The sequence below is a fragment of the Microbulbifer variabilis genome (assembly GCF_052468405.1).
The window spans coordinates 3,926,058-3,951,518 of record NZ_CP174343.1; the positions used below are offsets into that span (position 1 = coordinate 3,926,058).

The window sequence follows — 25,461 nt, forward strand, 5'->3', positions numbered from 1 at the left end:
ATTTTTACTCTTTACTAATTTTAATTAGCACTTACATCTAAATAGGCGGGTAAGCCTTCTTGACCAGCATGGTCTATCGCAATAATTTTATATCGATAATTAGCACCCTGCTCCACATCAGAATCCTTATAGGATAATTGACGTGTTTTATCTATAAGCTCCTCGCCACGAAAGATCTTATAGTGAAGTACGCCACCATTTTTGATGGTTTCATTCCAGGATAATTTTACCTGCTTATCAGAAACTGTATATTTAAACCCTGTAACTTGAGCGGGCGGTGGATGGTTACCAAAAGTACAGGGTACTATATCCCTACCTAAGCCGTCGGTACATTGATCAACATACTTATCTCTCTTTTTCGAGGCATTCCAGTTTGTTGACTTTCCACCAGTACACATATTGTCAACACAGAAAGGAATATCATAATTAATACAGGTTCTACAAGTATCAAAACCATAGTTATCAGTGAAAGGTATCTCAGCCTGATTCAACGCAGGGAAATAATTACAGACTAAAACATGTGCGCCATCATTGTAGGCAGGGTTATTGGAGCCTATAACACTATCGCACTCTGCCACAGCACAGCCTACATAACGAGTTTCCCCATGACATACTTGGGCCCAATGCCCGCAGGTGTCATCGTGACATCGCATCGCATCCCAGTCATAAGCGTGGCTTTCAGCATACCAGGATTTAACTGATCCGCCCCAATGGTCAGCATCATATTGCGACGCTGGTGGGTTAGATATGTAAATTGAAACATTTTCTCCAATTGCAATATTACCAACAGGAAGAACGAAAGAAACTTCGTCTTTAACTTTCTCAAAAGCCTCTCGAATACCAGCAGCTCCATTTAAGTGACCAAAGTAACAAGCTGATGCTCTTTCTTTCGCCACTTTAGCCAAGGCATTATCCCAGAAAAGAGTCTGCATATTACCGGCGCTTTTGGGGGCATTGTCCCCCTCGCCGGCCTCACCCTTAGCACATCTCTCACGATACTCATTATGGGTATCCAGCATTACACGCTTCTGTTCCACTGAGAACTCAAAGGATCCATTGCCATTAGGATCAACAGTAACAACAGAAAAAACAACGGATTGTTCTGCACCATCAGTTAATGTGAAAGTGATGGTATCTGTGACTGCATCCCCCGCACTGAGACTATGTGCTTTGTCATTTAGGGTATATTCCCAGTCACCAACACCGGTAATCCTAAAATCACCGTAATTCCCAGCACTGCTACTCTCAACAAATCCCGGGGTATTGCCGTCGACATCTATGATTGTCAGAGTACCCTTGGCATCTGCACTGCTCCCCACGAGCAAAGTGGCAAGAGGGGATTCGGGGCTAAAAGTGTAAGCATCATCAGCACCTGTCACCTGAATAGTAATTAATGTAATGTCATCACCTGTTCCAACACCAACCATAAATTCATCAATTGCCAATTCATCAGCACTCAAGGGGTCAGCCAGGCCCGCATCCAGGGTATAGCTCCAGGTACCATCAAGAGAAACATCAAGCAGACCGTATTTTCCCCATTCATTAAGCTTTTCAAAAGTTTGCTCGGCATCAACACTATCAATCAACTTGCCAGAGGTAGAAGTCTCATTATCCTCGCTAACGCTACCTTCACCACCACTAATGGGATCGGGATCGGGATCGGGATCGGGATCGGGATCGGGATCGGGATCGGGATCGGGATCAGGATCAGGATCAGGATCAGGATCAGGATCAGGATCAGGATCAGGATCAGGATCAGGATCAGGATCAGGATCGGGCGTGCCGCCGCCATTACTACCAATGATGCCAGGATTATTATCTTTCTCACTATCAGAACCACCTCCGCCGCCCCCGCAGGCAGTCAAGAGAACGGACAAACAGATAGCTGTTATTAGCTTGAAGGAATCATTCATATCAGCCCCAATAACCTGTTGTATTTTTTAGAAAATTGGGGCGAATTATAGAGGGGCGTTTTCGGCATTCTGTGAAGCATGGCATATATTTTATAGCAGCCTAATCAGAAACCATCTGATCGTGCAGAAAGCTTTTTAATTAATGAAAATATAATTTTTTATTCATTTATTCTTATCAGGACTTGATTTTCAAAAAGCAAACAAAGCGCTCACCTTAAAGTTAACTACATGAATATTAAAAGCAATTTATACTCAAAAGATCAGATGTTTACTGGCCTCTATTAGACAAACAACCCAAATACGATTTCAATCTACCATCAAAATAAAAAATGAACTCAAGACAGGCATCCACTGAATTTTTAGTTGGTTTCTAATTCAACACAAATCATTGCAACCCTTTAATAAATTTAATTGCATCATCAGCACTGATTTTTGCATTTTCAACATGGGCCATATGCCCGATATTTTCATAAGCTATCAATTGGCTGCCAGGTATTTTGTCTGAAAAATAACGACCCACTTCCAAGGGAATAATTTGATCATCTGCGCCCCAAATGAATAGAGTGGGAGTTTTTATATTTTCAAGACCATTAAGCGGTTGAAAATTTACACTGGCATTAGCCACCAAATTAAGAGCTGTTCCCCGGTTTTTTTCATAACGGGAAAGTAGATATATGCGCTCTACCAATGTCTCTGACAAAGCGTGCGGATCGTAAAACATCTTGGAGTGCAGTATTCTACGTATCAGACCACGGCTACCCAGATGTGAGACCAAGTGTCGCCCCCAGTGACTGATAACAAAACGAGCCATACCGGTTGGCATCTCCAGTCCCTTATCACACCTATAGCCTCCAGGCGACACAAGGATTGCAGCCTCAACAGTGTCTGGATGTTCGACCAGATAACGTAAAACACTATTGCCTCCGAACGAGTGACCAATCATCACGAACTTCTCGAGTTTCATTGCCTCGATAAATTTCGCAATAAAATCAGCAAAATGCTTTGGTGTATAAGTTCCGCCCGGAAGAGGGTCAGTCAAGCCGTGTCCGGGTAAGTCCACCAGAATTAAATGATAATCTTCAGAGAGAATCTTAACCCAATCATTCCAGGCACTAAGCGAATCTCCACCACCGTGAAAACATAAAAGTACCGGATGTCCCTCTGGTCCTATTTCTCGATAATTTACTGAGAATCCATTTTCCAGTGATAACTGATTAAAGGAGTATTCGGATAACTCATTTCGGCTCAGGCTGGGACTAAAAAATGCTATCCAGACAAGCCAGATCAAAATCAACAGGAGTATCAGAACAAGCCAGAATATCATAGTTCGCCAGGGCCTCCCTGGCCCGCAACAGTGCAATCTATATACAGAAAAACCATGTCAGATGGAATGTCAAAAGGAGATTTTTAGTGCTATCTTAGTCATCTTAAATAAAGTCGTCTGCCCTGTATTTCATCTGGAGCCAAACATAATCTTCAAGCCCCCAGATAACCTCAAATCCATATCGTGTTGATCTATTTCTACAGTTCCTATCTATAGCTATAGTTCTTTATATAAGAATAGACCGCAGGCTGGGATAAGCTTCCTTATCGCTTTGGGAAGTCAGACGAATTCCATTAGAAGTTCCATTTTGCGCCTATAGTCTCCCTGGTTACCTCGCGAATGGACTCCAGTGATAAGACAATATCCCTCTTATTTATTGCCCATGAAGAGACACTAAGGCGCAGTGCCAATTTTCCCTGCCAGACTGTGGTGCCAAACCAACATACTCCCTCATCTTATATTCTTTGCACGATACGATGCATGTCGTTCTCACCTCCAATTGTGGCCACAACCTGATTCAAAACGACATCATTGAGCAGCTCATAACCCATTTCCATTAATCCTTGTGCCAAATGTTGAGCATAGGAACAGCAGCCCTCAACCAGATCTCCCACACGATTACTTCCCATCTCCCGGATCGCAGCCCAAACCTCAACACCGCGCGCACAGCGAAAAGATTCCGGTACCATATCCTTGGGCGGTGGTTCTGTACCAGCTTGTAAGTAAGGCGCCTGAGTTGTCATAACCCGGTTTACAGCCCCTGCATCACGACAAATTGCCACGCCACAATCGTATGGCGTGTTCAGCCACTTGTGACCATACACCGCCCATGAATCCGCCAGTTCGATATCGGCGGTCAAATTAGCTTTAGCAGGAGAAGCCGCCGCTCATAAAACAAAAGCGCCATCCACATGTATCCAGGCTACAGCTTCACAAGAAGGGCTGACCCGCCTTTCACGAATTTTTGATAGATACTCTTCAGCACATTGAATTGCCTAAGATAAAGCATTTAATGATTCTTGTTTATCAGTAATTTTTTTGCTATCCATACTATCGTCACACAGTATTTCAATAATTTTCTTCGGCTATTTTTGGGAGCCGAAGAAAAACTGCAATTGAGTACTTATATAATCCAGTACTTGTAGAAAAGGATGGGAACTTTAAAAAAGATAAGAGTGGACAGAAAAGCTAAAGATAATTTTTGCAGACAAAGTCCCAGGTTTGTTCATAAAGTAACTGATGACCGCTGGGGTTTGCGTGAAGACCATCCTCAGAAAGTAGCTTATACAGTGGCCTGTTACGCCATAATTTATCGAAATCCAATATTGGAATCATTTCTATAGCCGCCACTTCTCTCACAACCTGAGTATAAAGCTTGGCATCAGATCTAAAAAAATAGCTATCACTATTGTGAAAGGGCGTAGTCCGGAGTTCATCAAACGGAATACCGGTCATTACAAAGGTTGGAGCGATCATTTTGGAAGTTTGCAAAAGCTGCAACATAGCTTGTCGATATGAGTCCAGAGCTACGGCAGTCTCTTCCATTACTCCTCCTACCCGGCAGATATCATTGAACCCGGGATATATTCCAATTAAATGGGGCCTCCTCAGAGGCAGCTCGTGGGAAGCTCTAACAATAAGCGAGGCCACCGCCTCACCAAACACACCGAGAGAATAAACAAGATTCTTGGGGTTTAAATCTTCAAAGCGAAGGCGAAATCGCTGTACAAAACCACCCAGTTCTGAATCTCCTTTTCCATAGACAGAACTGGAACCAATAAAGATAATTTTTCTAGGTATCTTTCTCGCCATATAAGCCACAAAACTGACTCTATGTTTTAATTTGTTGTCCGCATCACATAATGCCCCAGAATTACCCTGCGGGCACATTTAGCATAGGAAAAGATAATGTCAAAACGCAAAGAAACCAAGAGTATGAAAGCACCTGAAAAAAACAATCATATGCTTTGAGCTATATGATATGAATTTTAAGTGATTGAGAAAAATGATATCAATGGAAAAAGAGGCCCCATACTTAATACATTTAAATGGTGATGAAGCTCTATTTAAATGTCACACTTAGTTGAGGGCCATTAATATCAGATACGTACCGTCCAGAACAGGCGGATTACATTGGCTGAAAAACTATAGGCAGGTTCACTTCCCGGAGTAATAGCCGTACTATCACCATGCACCGTAACATCGAGGAAATCCTCGTAGTCAAACAGGATATGATCCCAATATAAGTTTATAGTATTCCTGCGATTTAGCAGGGACCAGCGTTGTGGCAATTCATAAGATACACCTACGCCCAGTGCTAGCGTGGTATAGTTACTCAATTCTTTGTCACGTGCTCGGAAATTGGTAGCATTCGAATAGGGAAACAAGTCGCTATAAAAATCAGCGCTGGTTTGCTGGTAATAGCGTATCTTACCTTCAAGGATCCATTCATCCTGCTCTTCTAGCGGGTGGGTGTAACGAAACTCGACATTATCCGCAGTTATTCCCCAGCTATCCGCATAGCGGCGATACTCACCTTTTATTGATGCACGGTAAGGTAATCGATATTTTAACCTAATAGCTGCCGCATCACTATTTCTGGTCCTTGGATAGTTTTCAGGTTGATAACTAAATCCCTGCGAAACTGTTGGATCAAGAAAACGCACCGTTCTGTAAGGATTATTAAGATAACCTTCATCGGTGACCGTCTCTACGCTTAATTCAGCAATTAATTTTTGTGTAAGAATCTGATTCCAGCTCACCCCATAGCGGCGGTGTTGGGCTTCATCAGAAAAATACTCATCATCATTGCGAAATACTTCATCACTACCATAGCTGACACGTAGATCAATAGTACTCAAGTCTCCAAAGAATCCCTGACTAATACCAAAGCCAACTGTTTGCGCCTCATAATCACTCTCCGAGCTATTGGTATAGCCGAAATTAATGGTGGTTTTATCCACCAAATAGTCCACCCCGAGAGAGTACTGATCACGCCTTTCAGTATATTCACTAGCAGTTGCCTCAACATCAATTGAGGCCCCGGAAATCATATCCACATAGTAATTTGCGGAAAAGGAGACATTGTTGCCAATATTTTTACGAATCAACACCGAGGGGCCATCTATGGTAACCCCCCCGCCACTATAGGCATGATACAGGTTATCAGCTCGTTCCTCAGGTAACACAGCAGCAGAAGCATAAATGGGGAAAATTAACCCTAAAGCAAGGCAATAACGCAACAATTTAGTTACAACCACATCCGCCTCCACTACCACCTTCCGCTCCCCTAGCCGCTTCCCGGGCTTCATACACATGGTTCATGTAGCTGGCGGCAACTGGATCTCTCTCAAAACCCATAATTGGATCCGCCAGGTACTGACGCTCGTAAGGAGCCACCCAGGGCGTTACTGTGCAACCACTGAATAGCGATACCGCCAACAGCGGCAACAAGTAGCGCAACATGATATTACTCCCGGATTAATTCCTTAATGATTTTCTTATATGTCGCTTCATCGCCATCACGATAGCCTTTATGGATATGACGAACATTCCCATCTCTATCTATAAAAACCGTGCTCGGCATAGCGTCAATACCATACATTTTGCTCACCTCACTGGTGCTATCGAATAAAATGGGGAAATCCACCGGTATTTTTCCCAATAACTTCTCTGCATCAGATCGGTGTGCATCCACATTTACACCCCAGACTTGGAATCCAGCCGCGGAATAACGCTCGTGCAACTGGTCCAGCAAAGGCATCTCCTGACGGCAGGGCCCACACCAGGATGCCCAAAAATTCAGCATAATCACCTCACCACGCTGCTCCGCCAAACGCAGGTTCGCACCTTGATTAGAAGCTAAAGTAAAGTCTTTAGAAGGCTCAGAAGCACTGGCGCCTGTCGAAAATACAAGCAGCGCAAATACAGCAACAATTCTTAACATATAAAAAATCCTTATTGTTAATTTTTAAAACAATCAGAAAAATACAGTAAGTCCCAATTGGGTAGACAGGTTATGAGTAGTTTGCGCCTCACCAAATAATTCGTGTTCAAATACGTGATCACGCACATCAAAGCGTAATGCTAACCAATCATTTGCCAATAAGCGCACTCCGGCACCGAAGTTATAAGTAAAGTGCTCTTCATCGGCAAAAGAGGTATTACCTGCACCACTCACCAGATAAAAATCAGTATTAAATGCCCAGTCATCAGAAATAAAGTATTCCCCTTGAAAAATATTCCAACCTAAAGAAAAGTTGTAATAGCTCAGCTCCCGTTGTTCATCGGTCAACAAAGGAGCGGCACCACTTAAACGCTCAAAGCTGGATTCACCCAACTCAGTCTGCGCATAAGTGCCTTCCATAAAGAAATCTTCAGTAATATGGTAAGAAACTGACGTGCCATAGAGGGCATTGGAGCCAAAATCTTCTACATTGATAACCCCGGCAAAGACACCCAGTTCAATATTCTCACTGTCTATCAGTGCATCACGTACCTCGCGACGCTCCAAATCTGGAGAGACAATATCTGTTATAACTTCCTCACCTTGTTGGGCAACACAGGCATGAGCACTGAATAGTGCGGATAGGGTTGCTGTGCCTACAGATATACGTCGAAACCAAGTTTCCACTCGACTATCTCCTGATTATTTTCCCGCGAGGTGAGCAGGTAGTGATTCGTGTATTCCGCCTTAACGGCAAAGCGGCGCGATAGATAAGTTTTTATCCCTATGCCCGCCAGCATTACTGTGTCCTGGCGATCTTCAGTTGCGATAATAGTCGCGTTGGGTGATGTGATATTCAGGCCGGCACCAAGCAAAAAATAAGGAGATAGTCGCCAGCGTGGGAACGGCTGGTGTAGTACTGCCATTTGATACACTTGGCTATCAGAAAATTTACCAACTGCTTGAGTAGCACGCAATTCAGTAGCCAAATTAGAGGAAAACTGGTAGCCGAGTGTTGTTCCCAAGGAGTTGGCACCTGCAAAATCGCCGTAGGAAAAACCCAAATAAAAGTAACCCGCTTCCACATCCCTGAAATCTGGTAGGGGAACCCGTACCAACTCACCCTCCTCACCATAAATTTCCTGCAGATCCGCAACTCTTACCCAACCGGTTTTATTGCGCGACGCCAATACTTTTACCCAGTCGGTACGGCGCTTAAGCAGCCAGATTTTTTCACCATATTCAGCCACATGAAAAATCGGATAGCCTCGGCCAGGCCCTCGATAAATATTGATAAACGCATTACCAACGGTAACCCGTTCAGCGTCATCAGGTATATCGCCCATCACATCAATAGCAACGGGAATTATCGGCTCCGGGTTTTCTTCTTCTGCCGGGAATTCCCCAGGTACCTTTCCCGAAGATATTTCCACCTCCACACCCTCGACCACTTGCGCCACTTCACTCCCTTCTGCAAACGCGAAAACTGAAAGTAAGTTGGCTCCCAATAGTAGAGAGAAAATAAAAAAGTATTTCTTAATAATGGACATGGATCAGTCAGCCGGTGCAGCAAAAGGATCGTTATAGTACTGAGCGCCGATATCCAACCATTCAGCAATCAGGCGTAATTCTGCCGGCTGCAAGTAACCTGCGTGCGCCCCCCCGGAGGAGAACACTGTGAAAAACGTACTTTCTGCTGCAGTATCAGCCAGAACTGAAGTACTTGTTACAACGACCATCACCGGAATAGGATCACCATTGGCATCAAGTATTAAATTGCCATCTTCATCAGTTTCAAATACCGGATTACCCTGATTATCCGTCTCCTGTCTCAGCCGCGGAGTTAAAATTCCATCGACAAGATCCAAGATAGGACTATCAACCAGCAGTTCGGCATAGGAGGTAAACCAAGCATCGTTCACAATGGATGCACTGGCGGTCAGATCCAGTTGCGCAGCAGGAACTCGCGTAGCGCCAGCGGCATCTAATGGTGAGTGACAGGCAGTACAGGTGTTATCACTAATCACCGTGCCGACATTATCTACAACTTGGCGTGGCAGCTCCCAGATTGGCTGGATATGCTGTTCGTAGTGAATAACACTACGACAACTGCTATCCCAATTATCCAGGCAGGCCAGCGGTGCAGGGATTTCAGTCAATAAATCAGCGTAAGCCAGAGAAACATCAGTATCTTTGGCACGAACTGCTGGATCGGTCCACACGTCAGAAAACTGTACGTCTCCTGTTAATCCAGCCTCTCCAATAACCCGAGCCAATAACTGCGCCATGGTTTCACCCATTTCCGCTTGTAGCGCAGGCTCAGTATTAGCGAAAGGCGCCGCAGAGGTTGGTGCCCCACTCCAGGCAGATTCCAGCTGCATATCCACGCGACCATGAGCATTTTCACTCTCACTGGTATGGCAGCCCACACAGCTGCGTACCTCACCGGACCGTAACTGCAACCAGTTATTGTGCTGCTCAAAAATTCTCCTGCCCTCGGCATCTACCACTGAAATTGCAAAGGGAATATCGGCAGGTATTTTGACTCGTACCGAACCATCCGGTTGGATAGGCGTATACCCCAGGATTTCGCGCATACCCTGGCTACGGTTACGACCAAATGCCGAGCCATCAAAATCCAGAATGTCATCATCTGGAATCGCTACAGCTTTTACAATACGCAGGAAACGCGCGGGACGTTCATCAGCGCTGGTCAAAGCCGGATCAGCGAGCACTTCTATTCCGGCTATATCCTCACCATCAAAATCGTAGACGCTACGGATATCCAAAATACCCACAGATTCCTGCACCAGATCGCCATCCACATCCACCCCGGGAATTGGGTCAGGAATATAAGCTGGCTCTGTACGGGGCTCCAGAGTCACCCCCTCGGAGATCATTATGCCTTCTTCTGCGACAATAATTGGCAATTGGGTACCGGCCTCATAATCATAGATCCACAAGCCGTAAAGAGGATCAGCTAATACCAGCTCCTCTTCACCCTCCAAACTTTCCGGACAAGGACGCAGCAGCTCCGTCTCTTCCTCCACAATGCGACATTCGCTCCAAGATACCAACAGTCTGCTGGTACCATCGTAGAAGGGCCAAGCTGTGGAGAATGTGCCATGGGGAGAGAGTGTCCCATCAGTAACAACCTCAGCAAATGAGACAGAGGACTGGCCAACCAGCTCACCCTCACCACCGGCTTCACTGTAGGCTTCGCTGTAATTTACCCCATCGATAGCTACCAGATCGCCGCCGTAACTTATTCCTGCGGGCGAACGCAGGTTTACCAGTAAACGTCCATCTGGCATCTCACGCGGCCTGGAGAAAGTGGCAGTAGAATTTTCGGTGCCGGTTTCCTGGCTGTGATAACCATAATGGAAAGACAGATCACTACCATCTGGTTTCATGGTATAGAGACTTAAACGGTCTACACCGGCGGCATTATCCCAGCGATTAAACAGGATACGCCCATTGTTCAGTACTGTGGGATTAAGATCGTGGCTTTGATTGAAAGAGATCTGACGAATATCACTGCCATCTGCCTCCATCACATGTAAAACAAAAGCAGGCTCATCCTGATCATCTGTCAAAGCAGAAAATTGCGGCTTGTTATCATCCAATAACAAAGCGCGGGCACGACGTTGGCGACTAGATGAAAATACAATACGCCCATCTGGCAGAAAAGCCGGGGCAACATCCTGCCCTTCCTCAGCAATAAGGTCGGACTGTATGACTCTTTTCAGCTCTTTGGTCTCAAGGTCATATAACCAAATATTCCAGGTGGGCTGCTCATCGTCATCAACATTCTCCAATTCAGGTGCGCGCATTGCGAATATCAGGCGCTGCCCATCGGCGGAGGTATTCAAATCTTTAACATCGTAATCGCCGATAAAAATCTCTGCGGTAATTACCGTCTCAGCAGCACTCGCTGTAGCGCGATCCTTCAGGACCAGCTCAGCACCGGGGAAAAAATCCTGGGGTTGGTATACGCTGTCTGGCTCCAGAGCCCCTTCATCATCCTTATTAAGTTGACGACGCACAAAGGCAATAGGGTAATCCACCACTACTGGATCTTCCGCCTGTTCTCCACCACTTGAGGAGTTGCCACCACCACTACAAGCGGCCACGAACAGCAATAGTGGCACTGCACGCAAAAATTTCATTATTTTTTATCCACCCGGCATAGGCACCAGCAATATGCCGGTAATATTTGCTGAAGGCCCTACATTATTTTGTGTGCGGTTTTTACCGCTAAGGGTAATTCTCGCAAGTTGCGCACAAAAAGTTTGCCAACTGGGACGCAAATATTGAAAGTCATTCTGACAGTGTTGAAATTCGCTTTTAGTATGCCTTGCTATACCCCACTGACCCCATCAATAAAATAATCCAATGAAAAATAATTCGTCTCGAGCGCATGTGATCCAGCTCACAGTGGTAGGCGCAATAATCGGGGCCGGCCTTTGGAGTGGCTCCGCTCTCGCTGCTTCCCAGGATCAGGCCCTACAAATTCACAGCCGTATCACCGGCACAATTCCCTCTGAAAGTGTATTACTGGATATGGCTGAGGATATTGCTAATGGCAATCCTACTAGCGCTGCCTATACAGCCATGCAACACGAAGATTTTTACAATGTGACCCTGAAAAATCTCGCCACACCCTGGACTAACGAAGAGCAGGATGTGTTTGCGCCATTAAACGATTACAGCGCAACCGTTATCGGTATGGTGCGGGACGATATGGATTTTCGCCAATTGTTGTCGGCAAATATCCTGTATACCGGGAATGTTTCCGGACTGCCGGGTTACAGCACCAGTAATAACGATCACTATGAAGCTCTTGAAGCTGGAGGTTATTCCCTAAAAGATAATCTCGCACAACAGAGCCAGTCTTCTCTCAATGGACTTCCTGCCGATGCCACCGCAGGGGTGATCACAAGTCGCGCCGCAGCAAAAGCCTTTTTTAGTGCTGGCACCAACCGCGCCATGTTCCGTTTTACCATGCTCAACCACATGTGTCGGGATATGGAGCAGGTGCAAGACAGCACACGTCCACCAGATCGGGTTCGCCAGGATGTGAGTCGCAGCCCCGGAGGTGACAGTCGGGTATTCCAGAACAACTGCGTTAGCTGTCACAGCGGAATGGACCCTATGGCCCAAGCGTTCGCCTACTACGATTATGTCTACGATGCGGACAATGATCCGGAGGGGGATAACGGAGCACTCGACTACAACACCGCAGGGGATACAGATCCCGAAACCGGCAGTCGTGTGAAAGCCAAAAACCATATTAATGCAGCAAACTTTCCCCACGGATACCAGCTTCCCGACGATCGCTGGGACAACTATTGGCGTGAGGGGCCCAATCTTCACCTGGGGTGGAGTAGCGCCCTCCCCGGTAGCGGTAACGGAGCAAAATCTCTCGGTGAGGAGTTGGCCAACAGCCGTGCTTTCGCCACCTGCCAAGTCACCAAAGTTTTTCGCCAGGTGTGCTTACGTGAGCCCGAAGATGCCAGTGATCGCGCACGCATAGAATCCATCACTGACGATTTCAGCAGCTCCGGTTACAAACTGAAGCAGGTGTACGCCGATGCTGCAGTTTATTGCGCGGGGGACTAATAACAATGAAAACTTTAAAGAGCCTGCAAATATCAACCCTTTTATACACAGCGGCATTTGTTGTCGCTTGTAGTGGCGGCAGTGGCCAGGACACAGAGGAACAGCCAAATACCAACCAATCCAATAATGGCGTCAACTATTCAGGGCCAGCACCTGAAACTGATGACGTCAATCAGTACAAGCGCTATATCTGGGATAACCTGGTCGCACAGAATCGCTGTGGTAGTTGCCATATTGAAGGTGCACAGAGCCCTCATTTCGTACGCGGTGACGATATTAATGCAGCCTACGATGACGGGCGCGAACTGGTAAACCTAAGCCTACCGGAAGAGTCGCGCCTGGTGACCAAAGTGGGCGGCGGACACAACTGTTGGCTTTCCAGCGACGACGCCTGCGCTGAAATTATTACCAATTATATTGAAGAGTGGGCCCAAGCCAGCGGCGGCCTCAGTAATACAGTCACACTAACCCCTCCTATAGAACGCGATGTGGGCGCGAGCAAGAGCTTCCCGGTCTCAAGTAGTAACTTCGGTACTACCGTTTACCCGGTATTACGTAACTACTGTGCCAGCTGCCACAGTGAGGATGCCGCACTTGCACAAAAACCTTACTTTGCCAGCTCCGATGTCGACCTCGCCTATGAGTCAGCAAAGAGCAAGATGAATCTGGATACCCCTGCGGATTCACGCTTCTCCGTGCGCCTGGGAAGTGAATTCCACAATTGCTGGGATGACTGCTCCGATAACGAAGCGGAAATGACTGCAGCCATCCAAGCCTTTGCGGACAGCATCGCACCTACCCAGGTAAACCAGGACTGGGTTATCAGTAAGGCGCTGCGCCTCACCGATGGCATTGTCGCCAGCAGTGGTGGACGCGTGGAAAATAATGCGATTGCCCTGTACGAATTTAAAACCGGCAGCGGCACTACGGCCTATGACACCTCCGGCGTAAACCCGGCTATTGATCTAGCTCTTTCAGGCGATGTGGAGTGGATTGAGTCCTGGGGTTTGCAACTGAAAGGTGGTAAAGCCCAGGGGGCGACAGCGACCAGCCGCAAGTTATACGAAACCCTCACCGCCACCGGCGAATATTCCATTGAGGTTTGGGCCGCACCGGCCAATGTAACCCAGGAAGGTCCCGCACGTCTGGTGACCTATTCCGGCGGTGACGATATTCGCAACTTCACCCTAGGCCAGGCGCAGTACAGCTACACATTCCAGAACCGCAGCGACAGTACCGATGCGGACGGTATGCCAGCTCTGATGACTGATGATGCCGACCAGCAAGTACAGGCGAGTTTGCAGCACGTGGTCGCCACTTTTGACCCGATCAACGGCCGCAAACTCTTTGTAAACGGCGCTGATACCGGGGAGATGGACCCCACCGAAGCGGGACTCTTGAGCACTTGGGACGACACCTTTGCCCTAGCTGTTGGTAGTGAAGTAAGTAACGGAAATAGCTGGCAGGGCTCTATCCGCATGCTGGCAATTCACTCTCGCGCGCTCTCTGCCGAGGACGTTGCCACCAACTATGAAGTAGGTGTGGGAGAGAAATACTTCCTGTTATTTAAAGTTGAAGAGCACACCGGCATCGCCGAGAGCTACGTGATGTTTACCGTTCAGCAGTTCGATAACTACGCCTATCTGTTCAGTGAACCTACTTTTATCAGCCTGGACGAAAGCGTAGATCCGAAAGGTATCGCTATCGAAGGCATGCGTATTGGTATTAATGGTCGCGAAGCGGAAGTGGGCCAGTCCTGGGCCGAGTTCTCCACAGAAATTGATGATAGCTATGTACCGCTCCAAGGCCAGCAACTGTCCAGATTGGGCACCATTATCACCCTTGATAAAGGCCCACTATCGGACGAGTTCTTTCTCACTTTTGAGCGTATCGGCAACGCCAGCTTTACTCGTGTAGAGCCCACCCCTGCAGCGCCACCGGAACCGGCAGACCTCGAGGCTCAACCACGTATTGGCCTGCGCCGCTTCGAGCAGATTAATGCCAGCCTGTCTCGCGCTACCGGTATTTCCAGCGCCCACCCGGATGTGATGGAAACCTGGGAAACCGTGAAGCGCCAGCTTCCAGTCTCCAGTGACATCACCGGATTCCTGGCGGCTCAGCAAATGGGTATCACCCAGCTTGCTGTGAAGTACTGCAGCACCCTGGTGGATTCCAATGAGCGCAGCAGCTATTTCCCTGGTTTTGATTTTAGCGCTTCCGCTGGTACTGCTTTCGACAGCGCCGACAAACGAGCACTGGTGATTAATCCATTAATGGAGAGCCTGCTGGGCCACGAAATGAACTGGCATGACGGCAGCCACTCACAGCTGTCTAGCGCACCAGATCTAAGCACCGTGGAAGCGGAATTAAACAGCCTGATCAACACCATGACCGCCTGTGGCAATGGATGTGAAGCGGGGCGGACCGAGACCACGGTCAAGGCCGTATGCGCAGCCGCCATGGGCAGCGCCATGATCCTGATTCACTGATTAAAAAAACGGGCTGTCGCCCAGGTACGGTTTTAAACGCTGTACCTGGGAGGATCAATCACAGCCTAGACCAGATTGTCGAAAGAGAATTTTTAACAATCTGCTAAAAATTCAAAAAATAATTTACCGGCACATCGGATAAAAAATCCGGAAAGACTATGAGCAAGAAAAAATATTTTGAGCTGGACCAGCCCCTACGCCACCCGGACCACCACCGCCCGGTAACCCGTCGTGATTTTCTAGCCCAGGGCTTCCGCGCGGGCATGGCGACAGTATTAGGTGGCTCGGTATTCAGTATGTTTGCCAACCCGCATAACGCCCACGCAGCTCTGTCCTCCGATCTGGAAGACCTGCGCAAGAGTAACGGCGGCCCCTGTGATGTAAGCGCTTTCGGCGCCGGTAAAATTCCGTTTATCTGTTTCGACCTCGCCGGTGGAGCCAATATCGCCGGCTCCAATGTATTGGTAGGCAAACAGGGTGGCCAGATGGATTTTCTCGGCACGGCCGGCTACAACAAGCAGGGTTTGCCGGGCGATATGATCCCCTCTGCCGGAGAAGGGTTTGTTAACAACGACCTGGGCCTCGCCTTCCATAGCGACAGCGGTTTGCTACGCGGAATTTTGGAAAAAGTGGGCTCTGGCACTGCCGCGGCTACCAACGGTGCAGTAATCCCGGCGCGCTCGGAAAACGATACCGGCAACAACCCCCACAACCCCATGTACGGTATCAATCAGGCCGGCGCCAACGGTTCCCTGTTGGCCCTGATCGGCTCCCGCTCCAGTGATTCCGGTGGTAACTCCATGTCTCCGTCGGCAATGATCAATCCAGAGGTACGCCCCACCAAAGTGGACAGGCCTTCTGATGTTACCGGCCTCGTGGATGTGGGCGATCTGGTGGGACTGCTCAGCCAGGAAGACACGGTTGCAGTGATGGAATCCATGTACCGTATTTCTGATGCCAAGCTGGGTAAGGTAAACACCCGCGTGGGGGCCGATGCCATTATCAAGGACATGGTGCGCTGCGGTTATATGAAGAGCGCCGATCTGGCGGACCGCTTCGGTAATCCCGCCGATCTGAACCCCGAAGCCGATCCGGATATTGTCGGTCCCTCCGGCATTTTTACCAGCGCTGAACTGAGTGGGGATGGGGAATTCCGCAAAACTGCCTCAGCAATGAAACTTGTGGTGAATGGCTATGCCGGTGCCGGCACTATCACTATGGGTGGCTACGACTACCATACCGGCGACCGTGCCACCGGCGAGATGCGCGACCTGCGTGCCGGCCGCTGTATTGGCGCCTGCCTGGAGTATGCTGCACGTCGCAACCAGCCACTGATGATTTATGTCTTCAGCGATGGTTCGGTATTCTCCAACGGAATGATCGACGACTCTGTCGAAGGTCGTGGCAAGGGGGTGTGGACCGGAGACGATCAGCAAACCGCTGCTTCCTTCTTCCTGGTATACAATCCTGCGGGGCGTCCGCAATTACTCGGTGGTAGCGCCGATGAGCAGGCAAGGCACCAGCAGCTGGGTTATATGCGTTCCTCCGGGGATGTGGAAACGTCCTCAAGCCCCGCCGCCAACAACGTCAACCTATTGGTAGAAACTGTAGTGTTGAACTACCTGGCCCTACATGGTGAACAAGGTAATTTTGCCAGCCTATTCCCCAATCATGGGCTCGGTAACAGTACTCTCATGGACAGCCTGACCGCTTTTGCCCCCATAAGATAATGTGATGCCGAGATGTTGCGTTTTATTCGATCTCTCCTGTTTGGTGGTGCCGCCCTTTGTGCGGCACCGGTATTGGCCGAGTGGCACTATGCCGAGCGTGCAATCATGGGCACTGAAGTCCGCCTTCAGCTCTGGCACGAGAATGCCAGTGAGGCTGAATACCTGATCGAAGAGGTGATGACGGAATTCCATCGTCTGGATAACCAGTTGTCACCTTACAAAGCAGAAAGTGAACTATCCCTCGTCAATCGCGAGGCAGGTAGAATAGCGGTCAATATTTCCGATGAGCTGCTTTCTCTGGTGGATAAGTCTCTCTGGTTCAGCCACCTGACCGATGGAGCCTTTGATATCAGCTACGCTACTCTCGGCAAACACTATGATTTCCGCAACGGGAAACAGGCAGACTCCGCCCTTACCGATTCTCTAATCGAGGCGCTGAACTACCGCCACTTACATTTGAATAAAAAGTCCAAAACCCTGCGCTTTGGTCACAGCGAAACAAAAATTGACCTGGGTGGAATTGCCAAGGGGTATGCTGTGGATCAAGCCATTCAAATTCTCGAACAGGCTGAAGTCTGCTGTGCCAGTGTCAGCGCCGGTGGCGATGCACGTATGCTAGGCGATAAACGCGGCGAACCTTGGCTGGTAGGCATTCGTCACCCACGAGAAAAAAGCAAAAGTGCCGCAGTAATTCCCCTGCGTGACATTGCCATTTCAACTTCCGGTGACTACGAGCGCTTTTTTATCGATGAACAGCAAGAGCGTATTCATCATATTTTCAATCCAAATACCGGGAAACCCGCAGATACAGCAGTTGGAGACAGCGATAAGTTAATCAGTGTCAGTATTATCGGCCCAAGGGGTTTTGATACCGATCCACTTTCCACCAGTGTATTTGTGCTGGGTAAGAAAAAGGGACTGGCGCTCATTGATCGCCTGCCCCAATTTGAAGCAGTGGTTATCGACAGTAACAAACGTCTGTTCTTCAGTCAGGGACTGGCAAACCCACAATAATCGTTTCAACGTCGTAAAAAATTTGCCAACGGGATCACACCAGATAGCTGCGCCCCTGACATAATTTGCGCCCATTACACAATAAAGCCAAAAGCAAGCGAAAGGCCTTCCATGGGACGCGTTCTCCAGTTGTTTATTTTCTCACTCGCTCTCTTCACAGGCGCAGCGTCTCAGGCTCAGCAAGAGTCTTTTTCCGCTGAAAAGCTGGAAAATCTAAAGCGCGATGTTATTAAGTTAAACCGGGATTTGTTAATCCTGGAAGAGGACCTGCTCTACCCCGCACAAAGCCAAGTGGCTTTTTATGTTTCTGTGGATATCGGTCACTATTTTCAGTTGGACGCTGTTAAATTACATATCGACAATAAACTCACAGCTAGCCACCTGTATACCGATCATCAGCACAGTGCCCTTGTGCGCGGTGGTATCCAACCCCTACACAAGGGCAACCTAAAATCTGGTAACTACACCATTTCCGCTTTCTTCACCGGTCTTGGACCAGAGGGACGCGAGTATAAGCGGGGCGCGACTCTAGAGTTGGAAAAGACCGATGAGCCCGTTGTTATCGAATTGCGCATCTCAGATAAAACCGGCAAACAACAGCCGGACTTTGAACTCATTCAATGGCCCACGCCCTGATTACCCATGAGCTACCGGCCCCTCTCCCGCATAATATCCCTCAGTGTCGCTTTGCTAGGTGTCAGTTTGCCTGCTTATGGCACCGAGACCGAAGTTACCTCGGAAGAAATACCGCCTCAGGAAAAGACGCAATCCGAAGACAAAAAGTATCGCCAAGCTCAGGATATGTCCTACGGGGCAACCCTGTATGAGTACTTTCAAGGCAATAATTTCGATGCCCTCAGCACCCTGCTTGTCGCCAAGCAACGTGATTCAATTAAAGTTCACCGCGACAGTGCCGCATTCATCGAAGGGGGAATCAGCCTCAGTTTTGGTCTGCATCGACACGCTGCCGAACTTTTCGAGCTACAGCTTCATACCGGCAATCAAAATACAGATCCCAAACTTCGCCAGGCTGCCTGGCTGAAGCTGGCAGAGCTGAACTATTTGCAGGGTGACTTTTCCTTGGCGGCAAAAAATCTGGAAAAGTCTGGAGCCATAGATTCCTCCACCCTTCCCCTTAACCTGGCCTTGCGCAGTGAAGAAATCTCCACAGCCCAGGAATTCCTTAAAAGAGCCGATCTGCCGCTGTCAGAGCGCCTACTCGGACACATCAATCTAGGCGCAGCCTTAGCCCGAAGAGGAGAGTTAGTTGCCGCCGCCGAGGAATATCGCTTCGCAAGCACACTGGCGACTGAGCAGGATGAACCCTCAGAGGATATCCTGATACTCGCGGACAAAGCGCATATCGGCGCTGGCTACGCTATGGCATTGTCAGAGCAGTTTTCCCAGGCCCAAGCTGAATTTTCCCAAGTGCGCCTGCACACCCCCTGGGCAACCAAAGCTCTGCTCGGGCTCGCTTGGTCTTCGATCAACAGCGAGCAATACCAGGAGGGGGTAGATGCCCTGCGTTTTTTATTGGCAGAACACCAACACAGTCCCGCCGCACGGGAGGCAAGGGTCGCCCTGCCCTATGCCTATGAAAAGCAGGCTGAACGCAATAAAGCTCTAAGCGCCTATAGTGATGCAGCCACATATTTCGAGAGCACATTGCAGCAGCTGCAGCACTTACAGCGGAAGCTGTCTTCAGAACCGCTGGCGGATGCCAGCCAATTTAGTCAGTCACAACGCTACGGCTGGCTACAACTGGCTCAAGCCGCACCCTTACTGCGGGACAACCAGCATTTTCTCTTACCCATTTTACAGAGCGATCAATTCCAACTGCGCCTGTCGGAGCTGCGCGACCTGCAGCAGATGGATAGGGTACTCAATGACTGGTCACAAAAAATTCCACAATTGCATTCATTGATCGAAGAGCGTCACCAAAGGCGCTCCGGCATCATCGGGCAGTACCAGAGCGCAGAGTTTGACCAGCAACTGCAAATCGCCAAGCAACACTACCGCAATCTCAACGATGCCCTGGCCCAAATAGAAGGGGAGCGTGACGCACTGACTCTGCTCGAAGCTACCAGCAACGGGGAGGGTGGAAATAACAGTGAGATATTCGAGATGCTGGAGATACTCCAGGGCGCTGAGCATCGCTATCAACTACTGCGCAGTAACGGTAAGGGGTCCGACTACCAGGGCGAGACCCTGGCTAAAGCCCGTGGCATTTTATTATGGCAAGCCAGCGAACAGTATCATCACCGCTTGTGGCAACAGCGCAAAACTCTGCAACTACTCGAATCCAGCTTACGCGATGGTGAGAAGCAACTAGGTAAAACCTCTGTAGAAGTGGGCCGCGCACCGCAATTGACCCAGCTAACAGAGCGCCTGGCTAGCACTGCGGCGCAATTATCCGGCCAACGCGCAGCCATAGCCAAAACGGCTTCAAAGGTTGAGGCTGCCCTACGCCGGGATATTATTGCTGAGCTGGAGCGAGAGCAGTCGCGGATTCACAGTTACCAGGCCCACACCCGCCTCGCTATCGCGCGCTTACAGGATGCCTCCATGCTAGAGGCCGCCAGCCAGCCTCCGCCAAAAAACCCTGAGAAAAATACTCAGGTGGAAACGCAAGATGGCGAAAATACTCACGAAAAAGGCAATGCCACAGTAGAGAAAATAACTGAGGAAAAGACCGCAGAAGCTCTATTGCCCGATAATGAAGGGGGGCAGAGTGAATAGGTTTGGTTCCAGAAGCTTTTCCCTGCGTCTGCTCACTGCCGCTATCTGCTGTATCAGTACCGCCTGCAGCAATCAGTCCGCACTGACACTTGCAGATCTGCCCACGGCCACGGCTGCTTCCACTGAAGAACCTGTATCAACTCCCCCTGAGTTGATATCGGTTGATCTCGCCACTCTCGTGCAGAGCTATCAACAAGCACTGGCCAGCCAGCCAGACCCGCAGATTCGCGCACAGATTCGTTTGCGCCTGGCCGATCTGGAAATGGAGCGACTGGAGCAACATCAGGCGGATAACCCGGAAGTTTCAGTCGGTTTTGCCAGTGCGGTGCAGCACTACCAGACACTCGCCAAAGAGAGCCCCCGAGACGACTATATTCTCTATCGTCTGGCGCGAGCTCGTGCTATGGATGGCGAAATGCCAGGCGCACTGCAAGCACTGGAGCGCATCGCCCAGGGCGCACCTGAGTCACCGTTTATAGGGGAGGTTTTATTCCGCCGAGGCGAAGCGGCTTTCAATCGCAAGGAATATTCGGCAGCGGCACGGGACTTCCGCGCATTGCTGGAGAAGGGCGAAAGTCCATTTTCCGATAATGCCCGCTATATGCTCGCCTGGTCAGAGTTTAAATCCAGCGATTACCGCCGTTCCACGGAGATATTTCTCGAGTCTCTGGATATTCTGCAGCAGCGTGCCAGCGAAGCAGAGTTACCTCTGGGCCAGAAGCGCCTGCGCGAGGATAGCCTTCGTGGCCTGGCCCTGAATTTTAGTTACCTGGGCGGTGCCGAAGCTATCGAGTCCTTTAATCCCGATGGCAAACCACGAGGTTATCAGCACCTGCTGTACAGCGCTCTGGGCAATTGGTATCGAGAGAAAGAGTTATTCCGCAACAGCGCGGATACCTACCTGGCTTTTGTTAAGCACTACCCCAATAGCACTGAAGCGCCATCATTACATTTGCAAGCTATTGAAACACTGCAAAATGGCGGCTTACACGATGAGGTGCTTCCAACCAAGCGGGAATTTGTACAACGCTATGGTATTCGCAGTGAGTATTGGCAGCAGGCAGAGACAAGTCAGCGCGAAGCCCTGGCACAATCACTGCGCCCCTGGCTTGAGGAGTTAGCCCAATTTGACCACGCGCGCGCACAGGAACTTGCTCAGCTAGCAAGCAAGGCACCGGCTAATAAAAGTAAACAAAAACAGCAGCTAAAAGCTCAGTCTCGCAAAGCTTACCTAGCGGCAGCGGAACTCTACCGGCAGTTTTCACAGACTTTTCCACAGGACCCCCGCACTCCACCAATGGTCTTCCTGATGGCCGAATGTCTCGAGCAGGCTGGCGACTACGCTGGAGCCTGGCGCGCATACAGCCAGGTAGCCTGGGAATATCAAGACAAGAAGCATGGTGCGGAGGCTGGTTATGCAGCCATTCTTAGCTCGGCACAAGTGCATAAAGAAACACCGGGGCAGGATGCCGAGCAAAAAATCCTGTGGCTGGATCGCAACATTGAGGCCAGCCTTAAATTTGCCCAGAGCTGGCCGCAGGATAAAAGGGCCTTACCAGTACAACTATCTGCCGCAGATAAGCTGCTACAACAGTCACGTTTTGCCGAGGCTATTGCCGCCGCACAAGCTGCAGATCAGTGGCAGCCACCAGCGAATAAGGCTCAGCAATTAAATATCGCGATGATCCTGGCTCACAGTCACTTTTCATTGAAAGATTATATGGCTGCGGAAGAAGCCTATACCCGTGCGTTGAATATACAGCCTAAGGATAGCCATTTGCGCGAGGACACACGCAAGCAACTTCAACTTTCCATCTATCGGCAGGCAGAGTTGGCACTTGCGCAACCAGCACTCACCGAGGATGGCAGAGAGATTCCCAGTGAGGAGGCGTTGCGCCACCTGCTGCGAATCAGGGAGAGTGGACGCAGCGAAATTGCAGCCACCGCCCAGTATGACGCGATCAATTACCTGATGGAATTACAGCAGTGGCGGCGTGCCAGTGCTGAACTTGCAGACTTCCGGAGTTTCTATCCTGCACATCAGCTGGCACCTACCCTCGCCGCCAAGGCGGTAGTTATTTTTGAAGCCTTGAAAATGCCTGCCGCTGCGGCCGGCGAATTACTGCAACTTGCACAAAATGACCCCGACCGAGAAGTACGTCGCCAATCCTTATTCCTCGCGGCGGAAAGCCTGCAAAAAGCAGGTGAGCATCAAGGTGCCATTGAGAGTTACCGTAACTACAACAAGCTCTGGCCAAAGCCTGTTGAACAACGTCTGGAAGCGCAATATCAGTTAGTGCAACTGTACGCGCAAACCAATCAACCTAATAAACAGAATTATTGGCTACAGCAATTAGCAAAAAATTCAGAAAAATCCCCTCGGGGCCGCTACCTGTCCGCCTATTCCCAAAGCGCATTGGCAGAGCAGAGCTATGAAAAATTCGCTTCATTAAAATTGCACTTGCCGCTAAAAACCAGTCTCGCCAATAAAAAGCGCGCGATGAAAACCACCGTGGCCGATTATCGCAAGGTTCTCGAGCTGGAAATTGCGGAATTCACCACCCAGGCCAATTTCCGTTTAGCTGAAGTTTATCGACAGCTCAGCCATGACCTGATGGAATCTCAACGCCCCAAAAACCTGAATGACCTTGAGTTGGAGCAGTACGAAATCCTACTGGAAGAGCAGGCCTTCCCCTTCGAGGAAAAGGCTATAGAGCTGCATCAGGCCAATATTCAGCGCACCAGTGATGGAATTTACGACGACTGGGTCAAACGTAGTTTTGCCTCACTCGGCGAACTGTTACCCGCACGCTATAAAAAACCGGAAGCAACCCTGGAGTGGAGCCATGCACTGCATTGATTTGCGCAATTGCCCCAGTGGTATTTTTCGCCTCACAGCAACACTACTGATTCTGGCGACACTCAGCGCCTGTGGCAGCCTTCCACTTGGTAAAAATGCTCAACAGAAGGACGCCTCAATTGAGCATGTAATTACCGAAAACCCCTATTTGGCGGATGCCAAGCGGGTTCCCAAAGAGGCCAGCGTCGCTATGGCTCAGGCACACGAGAGCTTTAACAACGGAGATAGCTCAACCGCAGTGCAGCAGCTACAGCAGGTCATTGAACGCTGGCCAGAGCTCTCTGGCCCCTGGCTAAACCTCGGGATAGTACAGCAGAAAAGTGAACAGGCCGAGAATGCGGAAAATAGCTTTCGCAAGGCGATTGAGGTCAATGACGGTAATGTATTTGCCTGGAATCAGTTGGCTGCACTACTACGCGACGCTGGCCGTTTCGAAGAGGCCGAACAGTGCTACCTGCAGGCGCTGAACCTTTGGCCCGACTTTAGCGATGCACACCGCAATCTGGGTATTCTCTATGACCTCTATCTAAACAGGCCGGAAGAGGCATTACAGCAATACCGTTTGGCCCAGAGCAGTCGAGAACAAGAAGACAAATTACTCGGCGCTTGGATACTGGAACTGGAGCGTAGACTCTGATGCGAGATAAATTAATCATTCTAATGTCCGTAATATGCACCTGCTTCACCGCCCGTGCCGAAGAAATCACCACATTGGAATCCACGGTAATCGGCAGCCAGGAACAGCCCAAGGTGCTGTATATCATCCCTTGGAAGCAAGCCGACAGCCTGCAGCGCCTTGATAGTTCTCTGGCTCAAAATTTTAATACCGTTTTCAAGCACCAGGAGTTCTCAGAATTGAAACGGGAAATTCAACTGCTCAGTGCCAAGCCGGTTATTGAAGCAAAAAATGAATAGAAAAAATAATAATACTCATCAAGCACCACAAACTAATGTAATCGTGCTTTTTTGCTGAAACTCAGCACTCCAGTGGAGCAGGGATAAGCCACCACAGGTATTTCACTTATCAGGAGATGATTGTCGAGCCCTCATCAGGCCCCACAATATTCATCAGTATCATGTCCGATGTCCATGGAATGGCCGTTTGGCAAAAAAATATCGCTAATTAAACACTTTCTTCTGTGGAGACACTCATCATGGAATTTACTCAGGCGTTATTGCGCTTTTTCCAGACTGGCGGCCCTTTTATGTACCCTATTGCCCTGGTGCTGGTTATCGGCCTCGTCATGGTAGTGGAACGCTGGATTTTTCTTTCCCGCGCTAAGAGCGCCAATCGCCGCGCTTATCTGCAGGTATTACCACTGCTACAAAAACGCAGTTACCAGAATGTATTACAACTGGCCCGGGACAACGATGCTGCGATGGGTCGCATTGCCGCCGCCGGTATTAATACCCTGCAATTCGCCAAGCGCGAGGAAAATATTGCATTGGCAATCGAAGAGGGCATCCTCGAAGCAGTACCGCGCCTGGAAAAGCGCACCAACTACCTGGCTACCCTGGCCAATATTGCTACCCTACTCGGTTTGTTAGGCACCATTATGGGCCTTATCGCAGCATTCACCGCTGTAGCCGCTGCCGACCCTGCGGAAAAAGCCACTATGTTGTCTACCAGTATCTCCGTAGCAATGAATACCACCGCATTCGGGCTTATCTCAGCAATTCCCCTTCTGCTATTTAATTCCATGCTACAAAACAAGACCAATGAAATTGTAGATAGCCTGCAGATGGCCGGAGTAAAGTTCCTAAACCTTTTGACTATGGGCCGCCCACAAAAAACGGAACAGCAGCGCGCAGTGAATGCCTGAG

General features: G+C 49.2%; 19 protein-coding genes and 1 pseudogene. 10 read left to right on the forward strand and 10 right to left on the reverse strand.

Annotated features, from left to right (window positions below; genetic code table 11):
* Positions 1-20: 20 nt before the first annotated feature.
* From ACJJJB_RS17750 to ACJJJB_RS17795, 10 genes and pseudogenes are all read right to left on the reverse strand, one after another.
* Positions 21-1,913, reverse strand: coding sequence for a VCBS domain-containing protein (locus ACJJJB_RS17750; protein WP_445365245.1), 1,893 nt, complete (start codon positions 1,911-1,913; stop codon positions 21-23).
* A 385-nt stretch (positions 1,914-2,298) separates the two neighbouring features.
* Positions 2,299-3,237 carry an alpha/beta fold hydrolase gene (locus ACJJJB_RS17755; protein ID WP_445365246.1) on the reverse strand — a complete coding sequence of 313 codons (939 nt, stop codon included), beginning with the start codon at positions 3,235-3,237 and terminating at the stop codon, positions 2,299-2,301.
* 455 nt (positions 3,238-3,692) lie between these two features.
* A pseudogene (locus tag ACJJJB_RS17760) lies at positions 3,693-4,103 on the reverse strand (pyridoxal-dependent decarboxylase); the annotation flags it as partial.
* Between the two features lie 322 nt (positions 4,104-4,425).
* The gene (locus ACJJJB_RS17765) at positions 4,426-5,049 is read right to left on the reverse strand and encodes a GDSL-type esterase/lipase family protein (protein ID WP_157533571.1); all 624 of its coding nucleotides are present in this window, start codon (positions 5,047-5,049) and stop codon (positions 4,426-4,428) included.
* A gap of 287 nt (positions 5,050-5,336) precedes the next feature.
* Entirely contained in the window at positions 5,337-6,497 is a 1,161-nt protein-coding gene (locus tag ACJJJB_RS17770; protein ID WP_020414173.1) for a DUF3570 domain-containing protein, read from the reverse strand.
* Entirely contained in the window at positions 6,484-6,702 is a 219-nt protein-coding gene (locus ACJJJB_RS17775) for a DUF4266 domain-containing protein (RefSeq protein WP_020414172.1), read from the reverse strand. Before ACJJJB_RS17775 ends, ACJJJB_RS17770 begins: the two co-directional genes overlap by 14 nt.
* A gap of 4 nt (positions 6,703-6,706) precedes the next feature.
* Positions 6,707-7,183, reverse strand: coding sequence for a TlpA family protein disulfide reductase (locus ACJJJB_RS17780; protein ID WP_445365247.1), 477 nt, complete (start codon positions 7,181-7,183; stop codon positions 6,707-6,709).
* A 33-nt stretch (positions 7,184-7,216) separates the two neighbouring features.
* A complete protein-coding gene (locus tag ACJJJB_RS17785; protein ID WP_020414170.1) occupies positions 7,217-7,870 on the reverse strand; it encodes an outer membrane beta-barrel domain-containing protein in 654 nt (217 codons plus the stop codon).
* Positions 7,840-8,733 (reverse strand): outer membrane beta-barrel protein, encoded by an 894-nt coding sequence (locus tag ACJJJB_RS17790; RefSeq protein WP_445365248.1) that lies wholly within the window; start codon positions 8,731-8,733, stop codon positions 7,840-7,842. Before ACJJJB_RS17790 ends, ACJJJB_RS17785 begins: the two co-directional genes overlap by 31 nt.
* Before the next feature lie 3 nt (positions 8,734-8,736).
* Positions 8,737-11,352, reverse strand: a complete 2,616-nt coding sequence (locus ACJJJB_RS17795; protein ID WP_445365249.1) for an HzsA-related protein — start codon at positions 11,350-11,352, stop codon at positions 8,737-8,739.
* Positions 11,353-11,578: 226 nt separating this feature from the next.
* On the opposite strand from ACJJJB_RS17795, the gene ACJJJB_RS17800 reads away from it, so the two are divergent.
* The 10 genes from ACJJJB_RS17800 to ACJJJB_RS17845 all read left to right on the forward strand — a co-directional run bounded on the left by ACJJJB_RS17800 (position 11,579) and on the right by ACJJJB_RS17845 (position 25,460).
* Positions 11,579-12,805, forward strand: a complete 1,227-nt coding sequence (locus tag ACJJJB_RS17800) for a hypothetical protein (RefSeq protein ID WP_051089521.1) — start codon at positions 11,579-11,581, stop codon at positions 12,803-12,805.
* A 5-nt stretch (positions 12,806-12,810) separates the two neighbouring features.
* Positions 12,811-15,294, forward strand: coding sequence for a LamG domain-containing protein (locus ACJJJB_RS17805; protein ID WP_353375497.1), 2,484 nt, complete (start codon positions 12,811-12,813; stop codon positions 15,292-15,294).
* Between the two features lie 158 nt (positions 15,295-15,452).
* Positions 15,453-17,024, forward strand: coding sequence for a hypothetical protein (locus ACJJJB_RS17810; RefSeq protein WP_020414165.1), 1,572 nt, complete (start codon positions 15,453-15,455; stop codon positions 17,022-17,024).
* Between the two features lie 12 nt (positions 17,025-17,036).
* Entirely contained in the window at positions 17,037-18,038 is a 1,002-nt protein-coding gene (locus ACJJJB_RS17815) for an FAD:protein FMN transferase (RefSeq protein ID WP_445365250.1), read from the forward strand.
* A gap of 111 nt (positions 18,039-18,149) precedes the next feature.
* Positions 18,150-18,674 carry an AraC family transcriptional regulator gene (locus tag ACJJJB_RS17820; protein WP_445365251.1) on the forward strand — a complete coding sequence of 175 codons (525 nt, stop codon included), beginning with the start codon at positions 18,150-18,152 and terminating at the stop codon, positions 18,672-18,674.
* Between the two features lie 6 nt (positions 18,675-18,680).
* On the forward strand, positions 18,681-20,777 hold the full coding sequence (locus tag ACJJJB_RS17825) for a tetratricopeptide repeat protein (protein ID WP_445365252.1): 2,097 nt from the start codon (positions 18,681-18,683) through the stop codon (positions 20,775-20,777).
* Entirely contained in the window at positions 20,770-23,637 is a 2,868-nt protein-coding gene (locus ACJJJB_RS17830; protein WP_445365253.1) for a tetratricopeptide repeat protein, read from the forward strand. The genes ACJJJB_RS17825 and ACJJJB_RS17830 overlap by 8 nt, the downstream gene beginning before the upstream one ends.
* Positions 23,624-24,274: a tetratricopeptide repeat protein gene (locus tag ACJJJB_RS17835; RefSeq protein ID WP_020414160.1), complete on the forward strand. Its 651-nt coding sequence runs from the start codon at positions 23,624-23,626 to the stop codon at positions 24,272-24,274. The genes ACJJJB_RS17830 and ACJJJB_RS17835 overlap by 14 nt, the downstream gene beginning before the upstream one ends.
* Positions 24,274-24,552, forward strand: coding sequence for a hypothetical protein (locus ACJJJB_RS17840; protein WP_020414159.1), 279 nt, complete (start codon positions 24,274-24,276; stop codon positions 24,550-24,552). The genes ACJJJB_RS17835 and ACJJJB_RS17840 overlap by 1 nt, the downstream gene beginning before the upstream one ends.
* Before the next feature lie 239 nt (positions 24,553-24,791).
* On the forward strand, positions 24,792-25,460 hold the full coding sequence (locus tag ACJJJB_RS17845) for a MotA/TolQ/ExbB proton channel family protein (RefSeq protein WP_020414158.1): 669 nt from the start codon (positions 24,792-24,794) through the stop codon (positions 25,458-25,460).
* The last annotated feature ends 1 nt before the right edge of the window (position 25,461 follow it).